Source organism: Rhizobium pisi (genome assembly GCF_003938655.1).
Taxonomy (GTDB): domain Bacteria; phylum Pseudomonadota; class Alphaproteobacteria; order Rhizobiales; family Rhizobiaceae; genus Rhizobium; species Rhizobium pisi.
On record NZ_RJJT01000014.1, the window covers coordinates 13,056 to 31,277 of the forward strand.

The window sequence follows — 18,222 nt, forward strand, 5'->3', positions numbered from 1 at the left end:
TGCGACCGCAAGGGCAGGTATGGCGACGTCGAAACCCATCCATTCTTTCAAGACCCCTTGCGAGCAATGTCCTCTGCGGCCCCTGCCGCATTTCAGGGAGTTCAGCCGCAACGAACTTGAATTCGTCTCCCGCTTCAAGAAGGGCGAGCTTGCCGTCGATGCCGGCGCCACCATCCTCGTCGAGGGCGCGCACAGCGCTCATCTTTTCACTGTGCTCGCCGGCTGGGGCTTCCGCTACAAGATGTTGGAGGACGGCCGTCGCCAGATCCTGAACTACATCATGCCCGGCGACCTGATCGGCCTCCAGGGAACCATCATGGGCGAGATGCAGCATTCCGTCGAAGCACTTTCACCCGTTTCCCTCTGCGTCTTCGAGCGCGACAGGCTGATGACGCTCTATAACAACCACGCCTCGCTGGCATTCGACATTACCTGGATTGCCGCGCGCGAAGAGCGCATTCTCGATGAACATCTCCTGAGCGTTGGCCGTCGCACCGCGCTAGAACGAGCAGCCTACCTGATCGCCTTCCTCTTCGAGCGTGGCCGGCAGCTCAATCTCTTCAACGGCCGCAAATTCATCCCCATCACCCAACAGCACATTGCCGACACACTCGGTCTTTCCATTGTGCACACCAACAAGACCTTGAAAAAGATCAGCGAACGCGGGTTGATCCGTTGGCAGGAGCGCGGCTGTGAGGTGCTGAATGGCGAGGAGTTGATGGCGATCGCCGGCTGGGAAGGGCTTGGAGAGGGCAAGCGTCCTTTCATCTAGACAATCGGTCCACCACCATGTCTTTTTTAAATGCGCATTAGCAGGCGGCAACATAAGGTTCGCTGTCGTCTTTCCTCCGATTTTGATTCTTCTCGACCGGGCGGAAAATGTTCCATTTAGAAATAGTGGCGGAATTCACCGATAGCGTGCCATGCGGATACCAGAGAGCAATGATGTTGGCGAAATGGCCTGGGCGCTGCGGCAAGCGCCCGACGAAGGGCATGGAATCATGAGCGCAATCCGTGTTCTGGTTCTTGAAGACAGTCTGATCATCGCGATGGAGGCAGAAGATATTCTGCACCTGGCAGGTGTCGAGAGCATCGATATCGTCGGCAGTCTGGAACAGGCCAGAGCCGCAATCGCTGCAGAGACCTATGATTTCGCTCTTCTCGACGTCAATCTGGGCGAGGGCATGAGCTTCGGATTTGCTCGTCATCTTCTTGATGTCGGCATCCCTTTCGGCTTCGTCAGCGGCTATTCCGATCCGCGCGACTTCCCACCCGACCTGCAGCATATACCGCTTCTCGTGAAGCCTTTCGACGAAAAGGCGATGGGCGAATTCCTGCAGAAGCTTTTCCCGGCCGCTGCCTGACGCGGCCCGGCCGCCGCCTGACTCGGGCCGAAGGGGTCCATGACATCAGGCAGCCCTTGCATTAGGATGGATTCGTCATCCGTAAGGACTTCTTTCGATGCAGTGGCAGGATCATGCGATCATTCTGGGCGTCAAGCGCCACGGCGAGACCAGCGTCATCGCCGAGGTGATGACGCGTGATCGCGGCCGCCATCTCGGCCTGGTGCGTTCCGGTCGCTCGCGCGCCATGCAGCCGGTGCTGCAGCCAGGCAATGCGGTGGAGGTCATCTGGCGTGCCCGGCTTGACGAACATCTCGGTGAATTCCGCGTCGAGCCGGTGACGCTGCGCGCCGCCCGCCTGATGGAAACGGCGACAGCCGTCTATGGCGTCCAGGCGATGGGCGCTCTGTTGCGGCTGCTGCCGGAGCGTGACCCGCATCCGCATCTCTTCGATGCGCTGGAAGTCATTCTCGATCACCTGCACAATCCGGCCGATGCGGGCGAGCTTTTCGTGCGTTTCGAACTCGCGGTGCTGAACGATCTCGGCTATGGCCTGGATCTTGCCGAATGCGCCGCGACGGGCGCCCGTTCCGATCTCGCCTATGTCTCGCCCAAATCCGGCCGCGCCGTTAGCCGCAGCGCCGGCGCCCCCTGGGCGGACAAAATGCTGCTTCTGCCGCCGTTCCTCGGCGTCGAAGGCAACCACGCGGCCGATTTCGACAGCCTTTCAGCCGCATTCCGTCTGACGGGATTCTTTCTGCATCGCCATGTCTATGAGCCGCGCGGCATCGAGGCGGCCGCAGCCCGGGAGGGCTTCGTTCAGGCGGCGCTCAAGGCGCTTAATCCAGCCTCACGGACGCTTTCGAGCCCGAACGGCATATCCGCCTGACATTCGTTTTTTGCGGCTGCAAAACATCCTTCGGATTTGGCGGTTTACCCATTCACAAGCGCTTCCTATGTCTTGGTGACTGCCAATCGAGGAGGATCCCATGCTGACCAAGCCCGCATCATCGACAACGATCACGCTCTGGAACGGCCGCGAAATTCCGCGTCTCGGCATGGGATGCTGGGCGATCGGTGGCCCGTTCTTCGCCGGCGACACGCCGCTCGGCTGGGGCGATGTCGACGACGATGAATCGGTGGAAGCGATCAATCGTGCCATCGAACTCGGCATCCGCTTCTTCGACACCGCTTCGAATTATGGTGCCGGTCATTCGGAAGAAGTGCTCGGTCGGGCAATCGGCAATCGCGGCGAAATCGTCATCGCCACCAAGTTCGGCTTCGCCACCGATCCGGAGACGAAGCAGGCGACCGGCGCTTTCGCCGACGACGCCTTCATCCGCCGTTCGATCGAGACCTCGCTGCGTCGCCTCAAGCGCGACCGTCTCGATCTCCTGCAATTCCATATCAATGACTTTCCGGCGGAACAGTCGGATGCCGTCTTCGATACGCTCGAAGCGCTGCGCGCCGAAGGCAAGATCGATGCGTTCGGATGGAGCACGGATTCTCCCGATCGTGCCGCCCGTCATGCCGGCCGCCAAGGCTACGTCTCGGTCCAGCATACGATGAACGTCTTCGAGGCCGTGCCGGAGATGGTTGCGTTGATCGAGAAGGAAGGCCTGATTTCCATCAATCGCGGTCCGCTGGCCATGGGGCTGCTGACCGGCAAATTCACCGCCGACAAGGCGGTGGGCGCGAGAGATGTCCGGGGCGCGGCGCTCGACTGGATGGTCTATTTCAAGGGCGGGCGCATGGCGCCCGAATTTGCCGCAAGGCTTGATGCTGTCCGCGATCTCCTAACATCGGGCGGCCGCACGCTGACCCAAGGAGCGCTTGCCTGGCTCTGGGCGCGCTCGCCGCGCACCCTTCCCATTCCGGGCTTCCGCACCGTCGCCCAGGTGGAGGAAAATGTCGGCGCGCTGGAAAAGGGGCCGCTGTCAGCCGATGCTATGGCGGGGATCGATGCCGCGCTCGCCGGGGTCTGACGGTCTCAGGCCGCGGCGCGACGTTTGAGCGCCCAGCCTTCCGGTCTCTCTTCGACGACGTGGACGGCGTCACCGATCGTGATCCTGCCGCCGCCGCGCGGCGTGGCGTTCCAGCCGAAGAGCGGGCCGGGCACGCGCCGGTCGGCCGACATACGGATGCGGCCCATGGCCGGCATCGGGTTTGCCACGTCACGCGACCCGGTCAACTGGTCCTGCGTCGTCATGATGCAGCGGGAGCAGGGTTTGACGAGATCGAAGCGGATGCCGGAGATCTCGATTGCCGCCCATTGGTCTTCCGGCCAGGCTTCGTCGGTATCGATGACGATGTTCGGGCGGAAGCGGTCCATACCGACGCTGCCTTCGCCGTGGGCGGCGAGGTCTGCGTTCAACGCCTTTAGCGAGCCGGTCGTGGTGACCAAGATCTGGTAGCCGTCGGTAAAGGTAACGGGCGTGCCGTCGCCAGCCCATTCGGCATTCGCCATCCGCCGTGCTTGCCCGTCGAAGAAGACCAGTTGCACCTCTCGGCCGAGCCATTCGGAAAGCTGCCGGTTGCTCTCGGGATCGGCAACGGCGGCGCTGACGGTCGATTTCCACACGGTCACCTCCATGCGTGTTTCGGGCTCCGGCGGCGGCACCGCTATGTCAGATTTTCCCTGCATCAGCAGCCGGAAGGCGCCCGGCTCCGGCCGTACCTCGATGCGGGCGAGATCCGGTAGTTCGCGCTGGGTGATGAAATGACCCTGCGCATCGGTAATCATCGCCCGCCGATCACCGGGAAGCCCATAGGCGTCGATGTCGGCGGCGGGCAGCGCAATGCCGCGGGCGCTCTTGAGCGGGTAGATGAAGAGGTCGCTGACACGCATGCCGTTCTCCTAGATTTCATCCATGAAGGCCGAGAGGAAGTCGCGCAGGCTCTTGTCGCGCGCGGCCGCCAGCCTGCGGCCGGTCTCGGTCTGGAATCCGTCCGCCAGTTTGAACAGCTTCGTCTGGAAATGGTCAATGGCATAACGCTTGTCGTCGAGTGAACGGTTCTCCGCTGCCGGATCGAATGGATCGTAGAGCCCCGATCCCAGCCGCCCGCCGATATAGAAGCAGCGCGCGACGCCGACCATGCCGATAGCGTCCAAACGGTCCGCATCCTGCAGGATTTTCGCTTCCAGCGTCTGCGGCGCCACCGCGGCCGAGAAACTATGCGCCGTGATGGCATGGGCCGCGGCTTCGATGTCCCCGTTGCCCCAGCCGAGTTTCGCCAGGATCGCCGATGCCTTCTCCGCCGCCAGCGCCGATGCCTGTGCCCGCAACGGCGAATTCTTCTCGACGGAGACACAGTCGTGCAGAATGACGGAAGCGGCAAGAACCCGTCCGTCTCCGCCTTCTCCCGCATGGATGCGCATGGCGTTCCTGAAGACACGCAGGATATGGGCAAGGTCGTGCGAGCCGTCGTTGCCTTCGGCCGCATAAGGGATCAGCGCCGCTGCGAGCGTTTCATGGGGAAGGAAGGCTTCGGCCTCGAACATCGCGCCACCTGTTGTTGGGAGCCGATTGTGTAGCGGCTTGCCGCGCGAGTCGCAATCAAGCGCGATCTTGGCCCTGGTCCTGAGAAGGCGCCGTCACGTGCCATTCTTCGGCGGCAGCGAGAGAAGATGGGGCACGTCACGCGCGGGTCGCGGCGGGCTGATGTAATAGCCCTGGATTTCGTCGCATTCCTCGCGTTCGAGCAGCGCCAGCTGTGCGGCCGTTTCGACGCCCTCCACGGTGACGCGCATGCCGAGTGCATCGCCGAGCAGGATGATTGCGTGCATGATCGCATGCGCCTCCTTGTTATCGACGATGTCGTTGACGAAGGATTTGTCGATCTTGATCTTGTCGAAGGGAAAGCTCGAAAGGTAGCTCAGGGAGGAATAGCCAGTCCCGAAATCATCCATCGAGATGCGGATGCCACGCTCCTTCAGCGCATGCAGGATCGGCAGCACCTCGCCGAGATTTTCCATGAGCACGCTCTCGGTGATTTCGAGCTCAAGCCGCGAGGGCGTCAGCGAGGCGGCGGCAAGCGCCTCGCTGACATCCTGCGTCAGGTCGCTGCCGCTGAACTGGATCGCCGAAACGTTGACGGCGACCTTGATGCTCTCCGGCCATTGCGCTGCATCGTTGCAGGCGCGGTGCAAAACCCAGCGGCCAATATCGACGATGAGGCCGACCTCTTCCGCAAGCGGAATGAACTCCATCGGCGGGACACGACCGCGAATCGGGTGATTCCAGCGGATCAGGGCTTCGAAGCCGCAGATGCGCTGCAGCGAAAGGTCGTAGAGCGGCTGGTAATGCAGCTCGAATTCCTCATTCTCCACGGCGGCTCGAAGATCTGCCTCCAGCGCGTGGCGAAGTTGCATCTGCGCTTCCATCTCACTGGTGAAGAAGCGCTCGCGCTTGCGTCCGTCCGCCTTGGCGTGCGACAGCGCCACGGCGGCATTCTTCAGCAGGATATCGGTTTCCTCGCCATCGTCAGGGGCGATTGCGATACCCATGGAGACGCCGAGTTCCACCTGTTTGTCGCCATGGAGGAATGGCTCGGAAAGCTCGCGGCGGATCCGGTCGGCCAGCGCGGTCACGCTCCATGGCTGCTGCCCGCACGTCTGCAGAATGGCGAATTCGTCCGAACCGAGGCGTGCTAGGGTGCTTTCCGCGCCGGCCGAGGCCCGGATGCGTTCGGCGACCTGCTGCAGGATCTTGTCGCCGACCGAAACGCCCATGGTGTTGTTGATCGATTTGAACCGATCGAGATTGAGGTGCACGAGGGCGACCGGCTCATCCGGTTTCCGCTCGGCGAGTGCCGCATCGACCTGCTCACGAAAATGGATGCGGTTCGGAAGGCCGGTCAGCGGGTCGTGGTGGGCGAGATAGGTGATGCGCTCGGCCGCTTTTCGATCCTCGGTAATATCGGCGTGGATGGCGATATTGCTGCCGTCGGAAAGGATCGTCACCATGCTCTGGATGATGCGGCCATCCTCCATCAACCATTCGCGCCGGCGAAGACTGCCGCTTTTTGCAGTTGCCGGGGAAGGTTTCCTGCTCCGCCGGCGGCGTTTTGCGCCAACGCTCTCCGTGCCGCGTATTTTGCCGATGAGATCGGCGATCGTCGTGCCCGGGGCGACATCTTCCCGGCTCAGGCCGAAGAGCTGAGGGAAGCGGGGGTTGGATAGGCTCAGCCGCTGGTCGGCGTCGAAGACGCTGAGGCCGAGGGGCAGATTGTTGAGAACGATCTCGAAGAGTTTCTTCTGTTCGTCGAATGTCTGCGTGATGGCGGAAACATTGCCTCTCAACGCATGATTTTCCCTCAGCAGTGTTTCCGCGCTTCTCTCGATTTCGGCGTAGTCCCTTTCGTGGCCGCGATAGGTCGCGATCACGAGTTCCATGAGACGTTCTGCGTCGATCGATCCATCGTCCGTGACCGCCTGGTTGCATTGCTGCCAGAAGAGGACTTCGGCTTTCATGCGGGTGCGTCTTCAAGGATGGCCGCGACGGCAGAAGGCGTCTTCGGTTGATGGACGTGCCTCATCGTGACTGACATGGAAAAACCTTTCCAAAATGAATGTAGAAATTGCTTTTTTACAGGCTGAACTGTCTGGTGGTAAATTGTAGAGCCCATCTTGTATGGGCCGTATTAATATTCGGTTGCAGCGCAGCGGCCGCGAAACGTCGTTAGACGTTTGTTTTATATATGTAAAAGCGCTGACATGCCGGTTGATGAACTCGGCTGCCGCAGGTGGAAGACTGGGTCAGCGGCGTTCGGTTACGCTTTGTCAATCATCGTTAATGGGAAGTTAACAGTTTATTGACGCACTGCGCAAATCAGTTTAACCAGCGATTCAACACCTGATTTTATCACCTTCGTATTGCGTACAAACACCACCGGCAAAGGGCGGTGGCTGGAGGTTTGTATGACCCGCACTACATCCGTTTCGGACACTTCATACGCGTATCTGGCGACGCTATCGCGGCTCGACGCCAATGGCGATGGCGTGCTCAGCCGCGGCGAGCGCGCTGCCGACGAGAGGCCTGGCATCATCAAGGAACTGTTGGCTGACGACAAGACCAGGGATGTGACGCAGCCGAAATTCTCCGGCAGCCTTGTTGCGCTGATGATGGATACGCGTAACGGCGGCACGGCCAACAGCATCGCCGTTCCCTATCCATTGCAGCAGACCGCGCCCACATCAGGCGATCAGTCGGACGATCTTTACCGCAATACCTACGGCCAGTTCGATTTCGACGCCGTCGCCTGAGCGGCGTTTCGATTGAGGTGCTCTGCAAGCCGGCCGTCTGGCCGGCTTTTCTTGTTCGATACCGCTGCGCATAACCTTGAAAACAGAATGATCTTCGCAAGGGCTACGCTCCCAGAGCGTCCTGCGACGTTCGATAGCAGGAACACCTCCCGGGCTGGCACGTTCAAGAGGACAACCGGACGGAAGGAGATCTCCATGAAAGCCATGTGCACTGTCGCCGCGCTGAGCCTGCTTGCAGTCGCATTTCCAGCGGGCGCCCAGGACAAGCAGACGGCGATCGCTAATTTCGTCGACAAGGACGGCAAGGAAGACGGCCGCGCACAGTTGACGGCTGCTGCCAATGGCGGCGTCCTGATCGAAGTCGAGATATCGGGGCTACCGGCGAACAAATGGGTGGCCTTCCATGTTCATGAGACCGGCCGCTGCGACGCGGCGACCCATCATGAATCGGCCGGCGGTCATTTCAATCCCGAAAAGGCGGAGCATGGCATTCTTGCCGCCAAGGGTCCGCACCCCGGCGACATGCCCAACCAATATGTCGGACAGGACGGCATGCTGAGGGCGCAGATCTTCGATACTATGGTGACGCTCGACGGCAAGGCCGACGGCATCCGTGGCCGCGCTTTGATGGTGCACGCCAATTCGGATGATTACCGCAGCCAGCCGTCAGGTGATGCCGGTGAAAGACTTGCCTGCGGCGTCATTCAATAATCCAGCAGTCTCGCTGCCGGCGCGCCGTCTGATTTGATTTGCCGCCGCAGTGCGCGTGGTGAGGAGGATTGGTTGCCTCCTTCCATGGACCGCTTGTTTCTGCGTCGAGGGCCAGATGGAACGGATGGCAGCGGTGTCAGCCGTGCGCAACATCCCGAATCGCCAGCACGAAAGGTGCGTTGCCATCGGCGTCCGCACCGCGCCCGATCGCCCGCACAGCCGCAACCAGCCGGCCGCTGCGGCCGAGCAGGGCATCGCCGATCTCGATGAGGCGAGCATTCGGCGTCGCGAAAGGCGAGGCGGCTCTCAGCCGTTGCGCCAGTGCTTCCTCGCTCTGATCCGGTGCGAGCGAAAGTGCTGCGATCAGGGCCGCTGCCGGCGACCGCGACACGCCCATCCAGCAATGGATGAGCAGCGGCGTGTCCTGCCGCCACGACGCGGCAAAGTCGATAATCCCGCGCACATGCGTCTCATCAGGCGCCACGAGGCCGCCGGTGCCCTTGAAGGCGATATCGTTCATTGCCAACGTCAGATGACGATCGGCCGCGATCACGCCCGGCCGGTGGAAGGCCTGCTCTTTGGCGATCAGGCTGATCATGTCGCGCGCCCTGTGGCGCACCGCCATTTCGGCAATGCGAGACAGCGGTGAGACGACGATGAAGGTCACGATTCCATCCTCCGCTCGGCCTCGATCGCCGCGAAGCGTTCGCAAAACAGCCGCTGCGCTTCCACGGCGGGCAGGGGCTGGATCATCAGCATATCCTTGTTGATGCCGCGCGGCTGGCCGAAGAATTTCTGCGCTTCGGCGGGCGTGAAGCCGGCGAGGACGGTGGCCTCGAAATAGGCGGCGATCGTGTCGGCCTTCTTGATCCGCTCCTTGAGGTCGCGTGAGGGATGCGGCGGCAGGCCGAAGCGCAGGTGCACGGCGGCTTCCAGCCGCGTTTCCACCGTCTTGTAGCCGCCGCCGACCACCGATTTGAACGGCGAAATCATATCGCCGATCACATATTCAGGCGCGTCGTGCAGCAGCGCCATCAGGCATTCCTCCGGCCGGGGGCCGTTGAAGCGGCGGAAAATATCCTCGACGACGAGACTGTGCTGCGCCACCGAAAAAGCATGATCGCCTGAGGTCTGGCCGTTCCAGCGGGCAACGCGCGCAAGCCCATGGGCGATGTCGGCGAGTTCGACATCGAGCGGCGATGGGTCGAGGAGGTCGAGCCTGCGCCCGGACAGCATGCGTTGCCAGGCACGCGGTGCTTTCGCCGGTGTCACGCGCTGGCCTCGTCGGCGCTGGTGGGAAAGACAAGGCCGGACCATCCCGGCAGGACAAGCGAAACGGGTGTTTCGCCGGCCAGCAAAGGCGTACCGGCCGCCATCGCCGCGCCGGCGCGGTCGATGCGCACGATCGCCAGTCCGCTGCCGCCTTCGACCGAACCGAGCGTTCCCACAGGTTTGCCTGCGGCCGTGATCTCAGTTCCCGTCGCCGGCAGGGCCGTTGCGCAGGATACAGTGACGACGCGCCGGCGTGCGGTGCCTCGGTGCTGCATCCGCGAGACGACCTCCTGGCCGACATAGCAACCCTTCCTGAAGGAGAGCCCGCCGTTCAGGTCCATCAGCACGTCATGCGGAAAGGCGTCCTGCAGGGCAAAATCCGGTCCCGATGTCACGATGCCGAGGCTGATGCGCAGCGCATCGTAAAGCATCTCCGCGTCGTCGCCGTGTCTTCCCGCCCGACGGGTCAGCGTAACGCCCGCCTTGGCGAAGCGACTGTCCCGGACACCTTGGTTGCCCGCGGCATCTTGGGCACCACCGACCTCATTGCCCCAGGAAACGGTCATACCCTCTTCGGCAAGCGGCGCAACGATAACGGCGGCACGCAGTTTGTACATCGTCAGCCTCTTTAGCAGGCCGTCGCGCTGACCGGCATCCGTTTCGATCGTGTAGCCGTCGCCGTCCTGCCAGATCATGAAGTCGAACAGGATCTTGCCTTGCGGCGTCAGCAGTGCTCCGGGCCGTGCCACGCCGGGCTCAAGCGAAACTATATCGGTGGTGATCAGGTTCTGCAGGAAGGATTGAGCTTCCGCACCGCTGACAATGAGTAATGAGCGGTCTTTCAGGAATACGTCTGGCATGGCGGAACCTGTCGCGTTGGTTATCGCTCAGAGGTATGTCTTTGCAAGATGGATCGCAAGCGCCACGCAGCAGGCAAAAGGCGCAAGCGAGATAGGCGTCAGTCGCCGGCGGTGAAGAACTTCCATTTGCCGTCGGGCGTGATGCCGAGGCGGTAGAAATTATATCCGCCGAATTCCTGCATGTCGGAGAGATCGCCGGCGGTGACGATGCGCAGCAGCTCGACACGTTCGGGCGGCGTCAGCGATTTCAGATCCTTCTCGGCAAAATAGGGCCAGACATACATGTCGTCTGCTGTGCCCTGGCCGACATGCACGAAGCCGGTCGAGACGATGTCGAGCATGATGGCGAGAATCTCGTCTCCATCGGGATCGCCGGAGAGATCCTTGAGCGTGCCGATCGGATCGTCGGTCGGCTCGCCCACGGTCACCTGCGTCTGGTCAGTGCCGGTGCCCATCAGCGGCCGCAGCCTTTCGAGATCGCCGGAGGCGGCCGCTTCGACGATCTGCTCGCGCATCTTGCGAACCGGTTCGGGCGCCTTGCTGATGTCGTAGATGACCTCGACGGGCTTAAAATTATTCTCCTCAGCACCCGGTGTCTTGTCGACGCTCTGGTTGTTCTGGCTCTTGACCAGCGGATCGGCCATGGGAACGTTGGGTGTTGCGCCGCCCTGCGGCTGGCTCTGCCCTTGAGCGCTTCCCGGAGCTGCGGGGGCGTCGTTGGCCTGGCCGGGGATCTTGTGCAGTTCGGAAAGCGCGTAGGCTGCCGGCGCCAGGAAAACATTGCCAGCGGCGAGGCTGAACGCAAGCAGCACCGGCGCGAGCGGAATTCGCGAAACTTTCTCTTTACCGGTGCGCATCAAACTCTCTGATATCGGTTATTGCAGGGTGCGGTTGGCGGAGAATTCGCCGGCAAGCATGCGGTCGCGCAGCGAATCAAGCAGGGCTTCGGCGCTGTTTTCCCCATGCAATCTGATTGTCTCGCGCAGCGCATGCGCAATGGCGGCATCAGCGATGATTTCAGGCTCGATTCCGTCGGCCATTCCGTCGGCCCAAGCCTCGTTCTGGTACTCCAGAGCCGCCTGCATCTTTTCGTGGACGATCATGTCGTCGATGTCGTTGAGGCTTGCTTCCATTGGTTTTTCCTCAGAACTTCTCATGTCTTACTGCACCGTTAACAACACTAACAGCCTTTTCCCAAAACGACACGTCCGCATGCGAAAACAGGTTAATTAAACGTCAATTTCCAAAGCGCGAGGTAATTTCTGTGGCGAGTGTTGCACCTTCGTTACGGTAGCGCTCTTCTGCCACGATGGCCGCTGCGGTGCAATCCGTATAGACCGAAGCAAAGGCGCGATAGCCACGATTGAAGGCTGCAGTGAGCTTTTCCTTGCGCTGTGGCTCGTTGTTAGTCTCCGAATCGAGCAGTTGCTGCATGCCTTTTCGCCACTCGTCACCATCAGGCGCCTTGCAGAGCGTCCTCAGATAATGAACCGAGCCCAGCACCTCGGCAAACCGCGCCAGCTTGTCGTCATAAGGCACGATCACGGCGGGAGGCGGCGCAGTTTCCTCTACCAGCGCGGGCGGCGCATTCTTGCCTTGAGCCAGCGTAGGGCCGGCCAGGACGAGCAGGGACAGGAAAACGCGCCGAACGGGAATCATGCCTCCTAGTTGATACGTTGAGCATGACGGCAACAAGGCGCCCTTTTAAATTTCCACTTCTATTCGCCGTTCGCCAGTCGCTCCGCGCATTCGAGCACGCTCTGCGGCACCGGCAGCCGTCGGATTTCCTCCACAGTGTACCAGCCGAGGGCGGCGGCATCGTCGGCAGCTTGCGCGACTACATCCCTATCCGCATCGACGCGAAAGACCGACAGCAGGAAATGGCTGCTGACGCTGCCGTCGGCGGCGTGGGTCTTCAGGTCATATGTCGAAAACAGTCGCGGATTGCGCACCGAGATACCGGTTTCCTCGTGGAATTCCCGCAGCGCCGTCTGCTCCGGCGTTTCGCCAGGCTCGGCGCGCCCGCCGGGAAAGGCATACATCTCGGCGGAAGGCGGATTGCGCCGCAACACCAGAAGGAATCGTCCGTCGCGTTCGAGAATGGCGGAGGAGGCGGCTTTGGCGGTGAAGGTCATGACGTTGCTCTTGCTTTGATCGCCGCCCATCCTATCCGATGAGCCGATATTTGCATGCCGCGGCGGCTTGGCTTACCCAGTTTTCGTGAGGATAGTTATGGCGGGATTCGAAAGGTGCTTCCGTGACCTACCTCATCTACGCCTTCGCCGCCGTTTTCGAGATTGCCGGCTGCTTCGCCTTCTGGGCATGGCTGAAGCTTGAAAAGCCGATCGGGTGGCTGGCGCCGGGCATGGTGTCGCTCGCGCTTTTTGCCTGGCTTCTGACGCTGGTGCCGAGCGAGGCCGCCGGTCGCACTTACGCCGCCTATGGCGGCATCTACATCCTCGCCTCGCTGCTTTGGCTCTGGCTGGTCGAAGCTCGCGTGCCCGACCGTTACGATGTCGGCGGCGCGCTGATCTGCCTTGCCGGCGCCAGCGTCATCCTCTTTGGACCGAGAGGCTAAGGTGTCTTGACCGGAGGTAAGCCTGATGCAAAGACAGGCCGATGTGTGGACGTTTCGCTCTGACAAGCTCCAGCGCCGACGTGAGCGAGGTCTTCTCCGGGCTCGATCTCGACGACTTTCCGGCGCGCTACAACATCGCGCCGACGCAGCCGATCCTCGTCGTCATTTCAGGTGAGGGCAGGGAGCGGGGCAGCAACTTGGCCGACCGTCGCGCCGTGCTCGTGCGCTGGGGGTTGACGCCGGCCTGGGTCAAGGACCCGAAGGAGTTCCCGCTGCTGATCAACGCCCGCGCCGAGACCGCGATCGGCAAGGCCTCCTTCCGCGCGGCCATGCGCCATCGCCGTGTGCTGATTCCGGCCTCCGGCTTTTATGAATGGCATCGTCCGTCAAAGGAAAGCGGCGAGCGGCCGCAGGCCTACTGGATCAGGCCGCGCCGGGGCGGGGTTATCGCCTTTGCCGGGCTGATGGAGACATGGTCCTCGGCCGACGGTTCCGAGGTCGATACCGGCGCGATCCTGACGACCGCGGCCAATTCCGGCATTTCAGCGATCCACGATCGCATGCCCGTCGTCATCAAACCGGAGGATTTCACGCGCTGGCTCGATTGCAAGACGCAGGAGCCCCGCGAGGTGGTCGACCTGATGCAGCCCGTCCAGGAGGATTTCTTCGAGGCGATACCGGTCTCCGACAATGTCAACAAGGTCGCCAATATGGGACCTGACCTGCAGGAACCGGTCGTCATCGAAAAGCCGCCAAAGGCGCCTGAAAAGCAAAGGCCGGATGACGGCCAGCTCAGCTTCTTCTGAAACTGTATCCGCCGCTTTTCACTCGGCGCCGTAATCGCTTCGTTCGTAATGTTCTTCGAGGGTAAGTTGGGGATCGGGCTCTGGATCACTCTTCGCCAGACCTGCCGCGTGGCGGGTTGGGACGGCATGATCGGCATCGCCATGAGGCTTTCGGCGATAAGTCCCCTTATTTCTTCGTCAGCTGTGCCTAACGCATGTCACCCAAAAGCACTTTTGTTTGGGATGACGAGATGCATGGAGCCGGATCCGAAGGGCACGTGATTCCGGCTTGACGCGCAACGCTTCAAGCGGACTTCTTGACGCTTCCCGGCTTGTTCTTCGCCATCAACGACGCCGCGGCAACGGCCTTCAAACCGACTGGGCGGTAGTTGGCGGCGAGATCAGGCTTGGCCACCTGCTGTTCACCGGCACTGCTCTTCTTCGAGGTCACGATACTCTCCTTACGTGGTTCTTCCCTGGGTATTTTATAATTTGTTGTTTCGTCGCAGATAGCGACAAAACAGAGACGCGTCCCATCAGGATTTGTAAACGCGCACCATAATTCGCGAGGCTTAACTGAAGCCTACGTTGGTTAATACTTACTGAAGAAGTTAAGACAGCGCCTTCCCGGGGGAAGGGCTCTAGATATGCCGGCCGATATCGTCGTCGCCGACGCCGGGTTCCTCGATCGTCAGCGTCCCGTATTTTCGACGCCATTTCCGTGCGCCGAAGGGAAGCGATATGAGGTAGGCGGCGACGGTAAAGACCATCACTTCCCAGGTGTAGCTCATCAGCAGAGCCACATAGAGCACGACGCCGAGCATCATCGGCAGCACGAGATCGCGCCGCAGCCGATTGCCTTCCGATTTGCCCGACCAGACCGGCAACCGGCTGATCAGCAGGAAGGCGATGGCGACGGTGTAGATCGACGAGATGAAGGCGAAGGTGCGGTCGGTCTCAAGCCCGAGGAAGCCGAGATAGACGGGCAAGAGCACCAGCATGGCGCCGGCCGGCGCCGGCACGCCGACGAAATATTCCGACTGCCAGCTCGCCTTGTTCTCGCGTTCGGCCATGACGTTGAAGCGGGCAAGGCGAAGCCCGGCGGCGATCGCATAGATCAGCGCGGCGATCCAGCCGAGCGAGCGCGCCTGGTCGAGCGCGAAGACGTACACGACGAGGGCGGGTGCCACGCCGAAATTGACGATGTCGGCAAGCGAATCCATCTGTGCGCCGAACTTGGAGGTCGCCTTCATCAGCCGCGCCACGCGCCCGTCGATGCCGTCGAGGAAGGCGGCGAGCAGCACCATGGCGACAGCGAGCTCGTAGCGATTCTCGAAAGCGAGCCGGATGCCGGTCAGCCCCGCACAGATCGCCAGAATGGTGATCAGGTTCGGAAAGACGAGCCGGAGCGGGATTTCGCGCAAACGCGGGCCGCGGGCGGAATCATCAGGTCCATTGGGCTCGAAGGGTGGAAAGGGCGTTTCCATATCGGCGTTCCTAGCTGCGGCGGCTGATGACGGGACCCTTGGCCGAGGCGAATTCGGCGATAACAGTTTCTCCGGCAACCGCCGTCTGGCCGAGCGCGACGCGCGGCGCGGCACCTGCCGGCAGGAATACGTCGAGCCGCGAACCGAAACGGATCAGCCCGAAGCGCTCGCCGGCATCCAACGGTTCATTGGCATTGGCCCAGCAGAGGATACGCCGCGCGACGAGGCCGGCAATCTGGACGACGCCGATCTGTCCATGGCGGGTTTCGATCACCAGCCCGTTGCGCTCATTGTCCTCGCTTGCCTTGTCGAGTTCGGCATTGACGAAGCTGCCGGAGCGGTAATTGATGCTGACGATGCGCCCACGCATCGGCGCCCGGTTCACATGGCAATTGAAGACGTTCATGAAGACCGAGATGCGCAGCATCGGCTCGGAACCGAGGTTGAGCTCGGCCGGCGGGGTGACCATCTGGATCGCCGAGACCTTGCCGTCGGCAGGAGAGATCACCAGATCGTCGTCCTGCGGGGTCACGCGCTCCGGATCACGGAAGAAATAGGCGCACCAGAGCGTGAAGATCATGCCGACCCAGAAGAGCGGCTTGAAGATCCAGCCCAAGACCAGCGATGCGACGAAGAAGGCGGCGACGAAGGGATAACCCTCCTTATGCACGGGGACGATCGTGTTGCGAACCGTGTTGAACAGGCTCATGGCTGCCGGTCTCCTTGCGTTGTCGTTTTTTGCTGGTTAGCGAAAAACCGTCTCCGGGGCAATGCTGTCGCCCTGGCCCTGGTTCCCGCGCCGGGGTTCTGAACAATAAAAGCCGGCGCTGCCCACTCAGCTTGCCGGGGCAAGCCGCGTAATCACGCCCATATCGTCGCTTTCGCGCACCTGCTTCAGGTGCTCCTCGGCTTGCGTCGCCTCGCGCTGGCGGTTCCACATCGAGGCATAGAGGCCGCTCTTTTCGAGAAGGACGGCATGTGTTCCGCGCTCGGCGATCTCGCCGCTTTTCAGCACGATGATCTCATCGGCGCTGATGACCGTCGAAAGCCGGTGGGCGATAACAAGCGTCGTGCGGTTCTTCGAAACCACGTCGAGTGCTGTCTGGATTTCCCGTTCCGTCGTCGTGTCGAGTGCCGATGTCGCTTCGTCGAGGATCAGGATCGGCGGTGCCTTAAGGATGGTGCGGGCGATCGCCACGCGCTGCTTCTCGCCGCCCGAAAGCTTCAGCCCGCGTTCACCGACCTTGGTCTCGAAACCTTCGGGCAGCATCTCGATGAAATGCGCGATCTGCGCCACTTCGGCGGCCGCAAAGACTTCGCCGTCACTCGCCGATGTGCGGCCGTAGCGGATGTTATAGGCGACCGTGTCGTTGAAGAGCACGGTGTCCTGCGGCACCATGCCGATGGCTGTCCGCAGGCTCTTCTGTGTCACTGTGCGGATATCCTGGCCGTCGACGGTGATTGCGCCGCTCTGGATATCGTAGAAACGATAGAGCAGGCGCGACAGCGTCGATTTGCCGGCACCTGACGGGCCGACGACGGCGACCGTCTTGCCGGCCGGCACCTCGAAGGAGATGCCCTTCAGAATCGGACGGGCTGGATCATAGGAGAAGTGCACGTCCTTGAAGGAGATCGCGCCCTGGCCGATCCGAAGCTCGGCCGCGTCAGGCGCGTCCTTGACCTCGGCCTTCACTTCCAGAAGGTCGAACATTTGCTCGATGTCGGTCAGCCCCTGGCGGATTTCGCGATAGACGAAACCGATGAAATTGAGCGGCACGGAAAGCTGCAGCAGCATCGAATTGACGAAGACGAAATCGCCGACCGTCTGCTCGCCACGCTGAACGGCCATCGCCGACAGCACCAGCATGATGGTCGTGCCGATGCCGAAGATGACGCCCTGGCCGAAGTTCAGCCAGCCGAGCGAGGTCCAGACCTCGGTCGCCGCCTTCTCGTAGCGTTCCATCGATTTGTCGAAACGCTTGGCCTCCATCTCCTCATTGCCGAAATATTTGACGGTCTCGAAATTGAGGAGGGAGTCGATCGCCTTGGTGTTGGCGTCGGTATCGCTGTCGTTCATCGACCGGCGGATGGCAATGCGCCAGTCGGACGCGCGGATCGTGAACCAGATATAGGCCCAGACCGTGAAGGCGGTGACGGCGAGATAGGAGAAGCCATAGCCCCACCAGAAAATCACTGCCGTCAGCAAGAATTCGATGACTGTCGGGACCGTATTGAGGATCGTGAAGCGCACGATCGTCTCGATGCCCTTGGTGCCGCGCTCAATGATGCGCGAAAGCCCGCCGGTCTTGCGCTCCAGATGGAAGCGCAGCGACAGTTCATGCATGTGCACGAAGGTCTTGAAGGCGAGCTGGCGCACCGCATGCTGCCCGACGCTGGCAAAAAGCGCGTCGCGCAGCTGGTTGAGGCCGAGCTGGATCAGCCGGGTGACGTTATAGGCGATGACAAGCGCGATGGCACCGGCAAGGAGCGGCGGCACGGTGCCGGCGAGATCCATCCTGCCGTTCAGCGCATCGGTCGACCATTTGAAGAAATAGGGGACGAGCAGCAGCACGAACTTCGAGATCAACAGGTAGACCGAGGCCCAGACGACGCGCATCTTGAGATCTGCCCGACCAGCCGGCCACATATAGGGCCAGAGGTTGAGAAGCGTCCGCAGCAGGTGGGATTCAGAGACTGTCTTGCCGTTTGCCATGGGTGTCTCCAGCCCGGATGAAATTTGCCGCGGTTGCGGCGCTTCTATGCCGTCAAAAGCACGAGCCCGGAGCGTGCCCGAAAGCGCTTCCCGCAACCCGCAGGCGCCATCGCCAGATAGGGTGCCGGATCGACGAATACAACAGTTGCGGGGTTGAGGAAAAGAGAAGCCGGGCGGTTATGCCGCCCGGCCCCGTCATGCTGTTTTT

Annotated in this window: 21 protein-coding genes and 1 pseudogene; 8 read left to right on the forward strand and 14 right to left on the reverse strand. The window is 61.5% G+C overall.

The features are described from left to right. Positions 1–19 precede the first annotated feature (19 nt). The 4 genes and pseudogenes from EFD55_RS20060 (at position 20) to EFD55_RS20075 (ending at position 3,328) form a co-directional block, all read left to right on the forward strand. Positions 20–772, forward strand: coding sequence for a Crp/Fnr family transcriptional regulator (locus EFD55_RS20060; protein ID WP_125846787.1), 753 nt, complete (start codon positions 20–22; stop codon positions 770–772). A 107-nt stretch (positions 773–879) separates the two neighbouring features. Beyond that, positions 880–1,364, forward strand: a pseudogene (locus tag EFD55_RS20065) (response regulator). Between the two features lie 97 nt (positions 1,365–1,461). Beyond that, positions 1,462–2,232, forward strand: coding sequence for a DNA repair protein RecO (gene recO, locus EFD55_RS20070; protein ID WP_125846788.1), 771 nt, complete (start codon positions 1,462–1,464; stop codon positions 2,230–2,232). A gap of 100 nt (positions 2,233–2,332) precedes the next feature. Then, positions 2,333–3,328, forward strand: coding sequence for an aldo/keto reductase (locus EFD55_RS20075; protein ID WP_125846789.1), 996 nt, complete (start codon positions 2,333–2,335; stop codon positions 3,326–3,328). A 5-nt stretch (positions 3,329–3,333) separates the two neighbouring features. Here EFD55_RS20075 and EFD55_RS20080 read toward each other — a convergent pair whose 3' ends face one another. From EFD55_RS20080 to EFD55_RS20090, 3 genes are all read right to left on the reverse strand, one after another. Beyond that, positions 3,334–4,191, reverse strand: coding sequence for an MOSC domain-containing protein (locus EFD55_RS20080; RefSeq protein ID WP_125846790.1), 858 nt, complete (start codon positions 4,189–4,191; stop codon positions 3,334–3,336). A 9-nt stretch (positions 4,192–4,200) separates the two neighbouring features. Then, on the reverse strand, positions 4,201–4,845 hold the full coding sequence (locus tag EFD55_RS20085; RefSeq protein WP_125846791.1) for an HD domain-containing protein: 645 nt from the start codon (positions 4,843–4,845) through the stop codon (positions 4,201–4,203). Positions 4,846–4,938: 93 nt separating this feature from the next. After that, a complete protein-coding gene (locus EFD55_RS20090) occupies positions 4,939–6,816 on the reverse strand; it encodes a putative bifunctional diguanylate cyclase/phosphodiesterase (protein WP_125846792.1) in 1,878 nt (625 codons plus the stop codon). 447 nt (positions 6,817–7,263) lie between these two features. Here EFD55_RS20090 and EFD55_RS20095 point away from each other — a divergent pair, with 447 nt between their 5' ends. Further along, a complete protein-coding gene (locus tag EFD55_RS20095) occupies positions 7,264–7,608 on the forward strand; it encodes a hypothetical protein (protein ID WP_125846793.1) in 345 nt (114 codons plus the stop codon). Positions 7,609–7,803: 195 nt separating this feature from the next. Next, positions 7,804–8,319 (forward strand): superoxide dismutase family protein, encoded by a 516-nt coding sequence (locus EFD55_RS20105; RefSeq protein WP_125846795.1) that lies wholly within the window; start codon positions 7,804–7,806, stop codon positions 8,317–8,319. A gap of 136 nt (positions 8,320–8,455) precedes the next feature. On the opposite strand, the gene EFD55_RS20110 is transcribed toward EFD55_RS20105, so the two are convergent. The 7 genes from EFD55_RS20110 to EFD55_RS20140 form a co-directional block, all read right to left on the reverse strand. Continuing rightward, positions 8,456–8,986, reverse strand: coding sequence for a tyrosine phosphatase family protein (locus EFD55_RS20110; RefSeq protein ID WP_125846796.1), 531 nt, complete (start codon positions 8,984–8,986; stop codon positions 8,456–8,458). Beyond that, positions 8,983–9,591: an HD domain-containing protein gene (locus tag EFD55_RS20115; protein WP_125846797.1), complete on the reverse strand. Its 609-nt coding sequence runs from the start codon at positions 9,589–9,591 to the stop codon at positions 8,983–8,985. The genes EFD55_RS20110 and EFD55_RS20115 overlap by 4 nt, the downstream gene beginning before the upstream one ends. Next, positions 9,588–10,451 (reverse strand): CAF17-like 4Fe-4S cluster assembly/insertion protein YgfZ, encoded by an 864-nt coding sequence (ygfZ, locus tag EFD55_RS20120; RefSeq protein ID WP_125846798.1) that lies wholly within the window; start codon positions 10,449–10,451, stop codon positions 9,588–9,590. The genes EFD55_RS20115 and ygfZ overlap by 4 nt, the downstream gene beginning before the upstream one ends. Before the next feature lie 98 nt (positions 10,452–10,549). Next, a complete protein-coding gene (locus tag EFD55_RS20125; protein ID WP_125846799.1) occupies positions 10,550–11,308 on the reverse strand; it encodes a hypothetical protein in 759 nt (252 codons plus the stop codon). Positions 11,309–11,326: 18 nt separating this feature from the next. Continuing rightward, positions 11,327–11,584: a hypothetical protein gene (locus tag EFD55_RS20130; protein WP_020920882.1), complete on the reverse strand. Its 258-nt coding sequence runs from the start codon at positions 11,582–11,584 to the stop codon at positions 11,327–11,329. A 103-nt stretch (positions 11,585–11,687) separates the two neighbouring features. After that, a complete protein-coding gene (locus EFD55_RS20135; protein WP_125846800.1) occupies positions 11,688–12,110 on the reverse strand; it encodes a TIGR02301 family protein in 423 nt (140 codons plus the stop codon). A 59-nt stretch (positions 12,111–12,169) separates the two neighbouring features. After that, positions 12,170–12,586: an NUDIX hydrolase gene (locus tag EFD55_RS20140; RefSeq protein ID WP_125846801.1), complete on the reverse strand. Its 417-nt coding sequence runs from the start codon at positions 12,584–12,586 to the stop codon at positions 12,170–12,172. Positions 12,587–12,708: 122 nt separating this feature from the next. Here EFD55_RS20140 and EFD55_RS20145 point away from each other — a divergent pair, with 122 nt between their 5' ends. Both EFD55_RS20145 and EFD55_RS20150 read left to right on the forward strand, forming a co-directional pair. Further along, a complete protein-coding gene (locus EFD55_RS20145; RefSeq protein WP_125846802.1) occupies positions 12,709–13,029 on the forward strand; it encodes a YnfA family protein in 321 nt (106 codons plus the stop codon). Between the two features lie 41 nt (positions 13,030–13,070). Then, positions 13,071–13,835: an SOS response-associated peptidase gene (locus tag EFD55_RS20150; RefSeq protein ID WP_125846803.1), complete on the forward strand. Its 765-nt coding sequence runs from the start codon at positions 13,071–13,073 to the stop codon at positions 13,833–13,835. Between the two features lie 283 nt (positions 13,836–14,118). Here the strand turns inward: EFD55_RS20150 and EFD55_RS33245 are convergent, their stop codons facing one another. The 4 genes from EFD55_RS33245 to EFD55_RS20165 form a co-directional block, all read right to left on the reverse strand. After that, a complete protein-coding gene (locus tag EFD55_RS33245; protein ID WP_165504818.1) occupies positions 14,119–14,265 on the reverse strand; it encodes a hypothetical protein in 147 nt (48 codons plus the stop codon). Positions 14,266–14,455: 190 nt separating this feature from the next. Further along, positions 14,456–15,301 (reverse strand): CDP-diacylglycerol--serine O-phosphatidyltransferase, encoded by an 846-nt coding sequence (gene pssA / locus EFD55_RS20155; protein ID WP_125846804.1) that lies wholly within the window; start codon positions 15,299–15,301, stop codon positions 14,456–14,458. A gap of 10 nt (positions 15,302–15,311) precedes the next feature. After that, positions 15,312–16,010, reverse strand: coding sequence for a phosphatidylserine decarboxylase (locus tag EFD55_RS20160; RefSeq protein WP_125846805.1), 699 nt, complete (start codon positions 16,008–16,010; stop codon positions 15,312–15,314). A gap of 126 nt (positions 16,011–16,136) precedes the next feature. Continuing rightward, entirely contained in the window at positions 16,137–18,014 is a 1,878-nt protein-coding gene (locus tag EFD55_RS20165; protein ID WP_125846806.1) for an ABCB family ABC transporter ATP-binding protein/permease, read from the reverse strand. Between the last annotated feature and the right edge of the window lie 208 nt (positions 18,015–18,222).

Coding starts and splice junctions, on each gene's coding strand:
- EFD55_RS20150 (WP_125846803.1), top strand. CDS start 13,071: ATGTGTGGACGTTTCGCTCTGACAAGCTCCAGCGCCGACGTGAGCGAG.
- EFD55_RS20090 (WP_125846792.1), bottom strand. CDS start 6,816: ATGAAAGCCGAAGTCCTCTTCTGGCAGCAATGCAACCAGGCGGTCACG.
- EFD55_RS20135 (WP_125846800.1), bottom strand. CDS start 12,110: ATGATTCCCGTTCGGCGCGTTTTCCTGTCCCTGCTCGTCCTGGCCGGC.
- EFD55_RS20160 (WP_125846805.1), bottom strand. CDS start 16,010: ATGAGCCTGTTCAACACGGTTCGCAACACGATCGTCCCCGTGCATAAG.
- EFD55_RS20085 (WP_125846791.1), bottom strand. CDS start 4,845: ATGTTCGAGGCCGAAGCCTTCCTTCCCCATGAAACGCTCGCAGCGGCG.
- EFD55_RS20060 (WP_125846787.1), top strand. CDS start 20: ATGGCGACGTCGAAACCCATCCATTCTTTCAAGACCCCTTGCGAGCAA.
- EFD55_RS20075 (WP_125846789.1), top strand. CDS start 2,333: ATGCTGACCAAGCCCGCATCATCGACAACGATCACGCTCTGGAACGGC.
- EFD55_RS20080 (WP_125846790.1), bottom strand. CDS start 4,191: ATGCGTGTCAGCGACCTCTTCATCTACCCGCTCAAGAGCGCCCGCGGC.
- EFD55_RS20105 (WP_125846795.1), top strand. CDS start 7,804: ATGAAAGCCATGTGCACTGTCGCCGCGCTGAGCCTGCTTGCAGTCGCA.
- recO (WP_125846788.1), top strand. CDS start 1,462: ATGCAGTGGCAGGATCATGCGATCATTCTGGGCGTCAAGCGCCACGGC.
- EFD55_RS20130 (WP_020920882.1), bottom strand. CDS start 11,584: ATGGAAGCAAGCCTCAACGACATCGACGACATGATCGTCCACGAAAAG.
- ygfZ (WP_125846798.1), bottom strand. CDS start 10,451: ATGCCAGACGTATTCCTGAAAGACCGCTCATTACTCATTGTCAGCGGT.
- EFD55_RS20165 (WP_125846806.1), bottom strand. CDS start 18,014: ATGGCAAACGGCAAGACAGTCTCTGAATCCCACCTGCTGCGGACGCTT.
- pssA (WP_125846804.1), bottom strand. CDS start 15,301: ATGGAAACGCCCTTTCCACCCTTCGAGCCCAATGGACCTGATGATTCC.
- EFD55_RS20125 (WP_125846799.1), bottom strand. CDS start 11,308: ATGCGCACCGGTAAAGAGAAAGTTTCGCGAATTCCGCTCGCGCCGGTG.
- EFD55_RS20140 (WP_125846801.1), bottom strand. CDS start 12,586: ATGACCTTCACCGCCAAAGCCGCCTCCTCCGCCATTCTCGAACGCGAC.
- EFD55_RS20095 (WP_125846793.1), top strand. CDS start 7,264: ATGACCCGCACTACATCCGTTTCGGACACTTCATACGCGTATCTGGCG.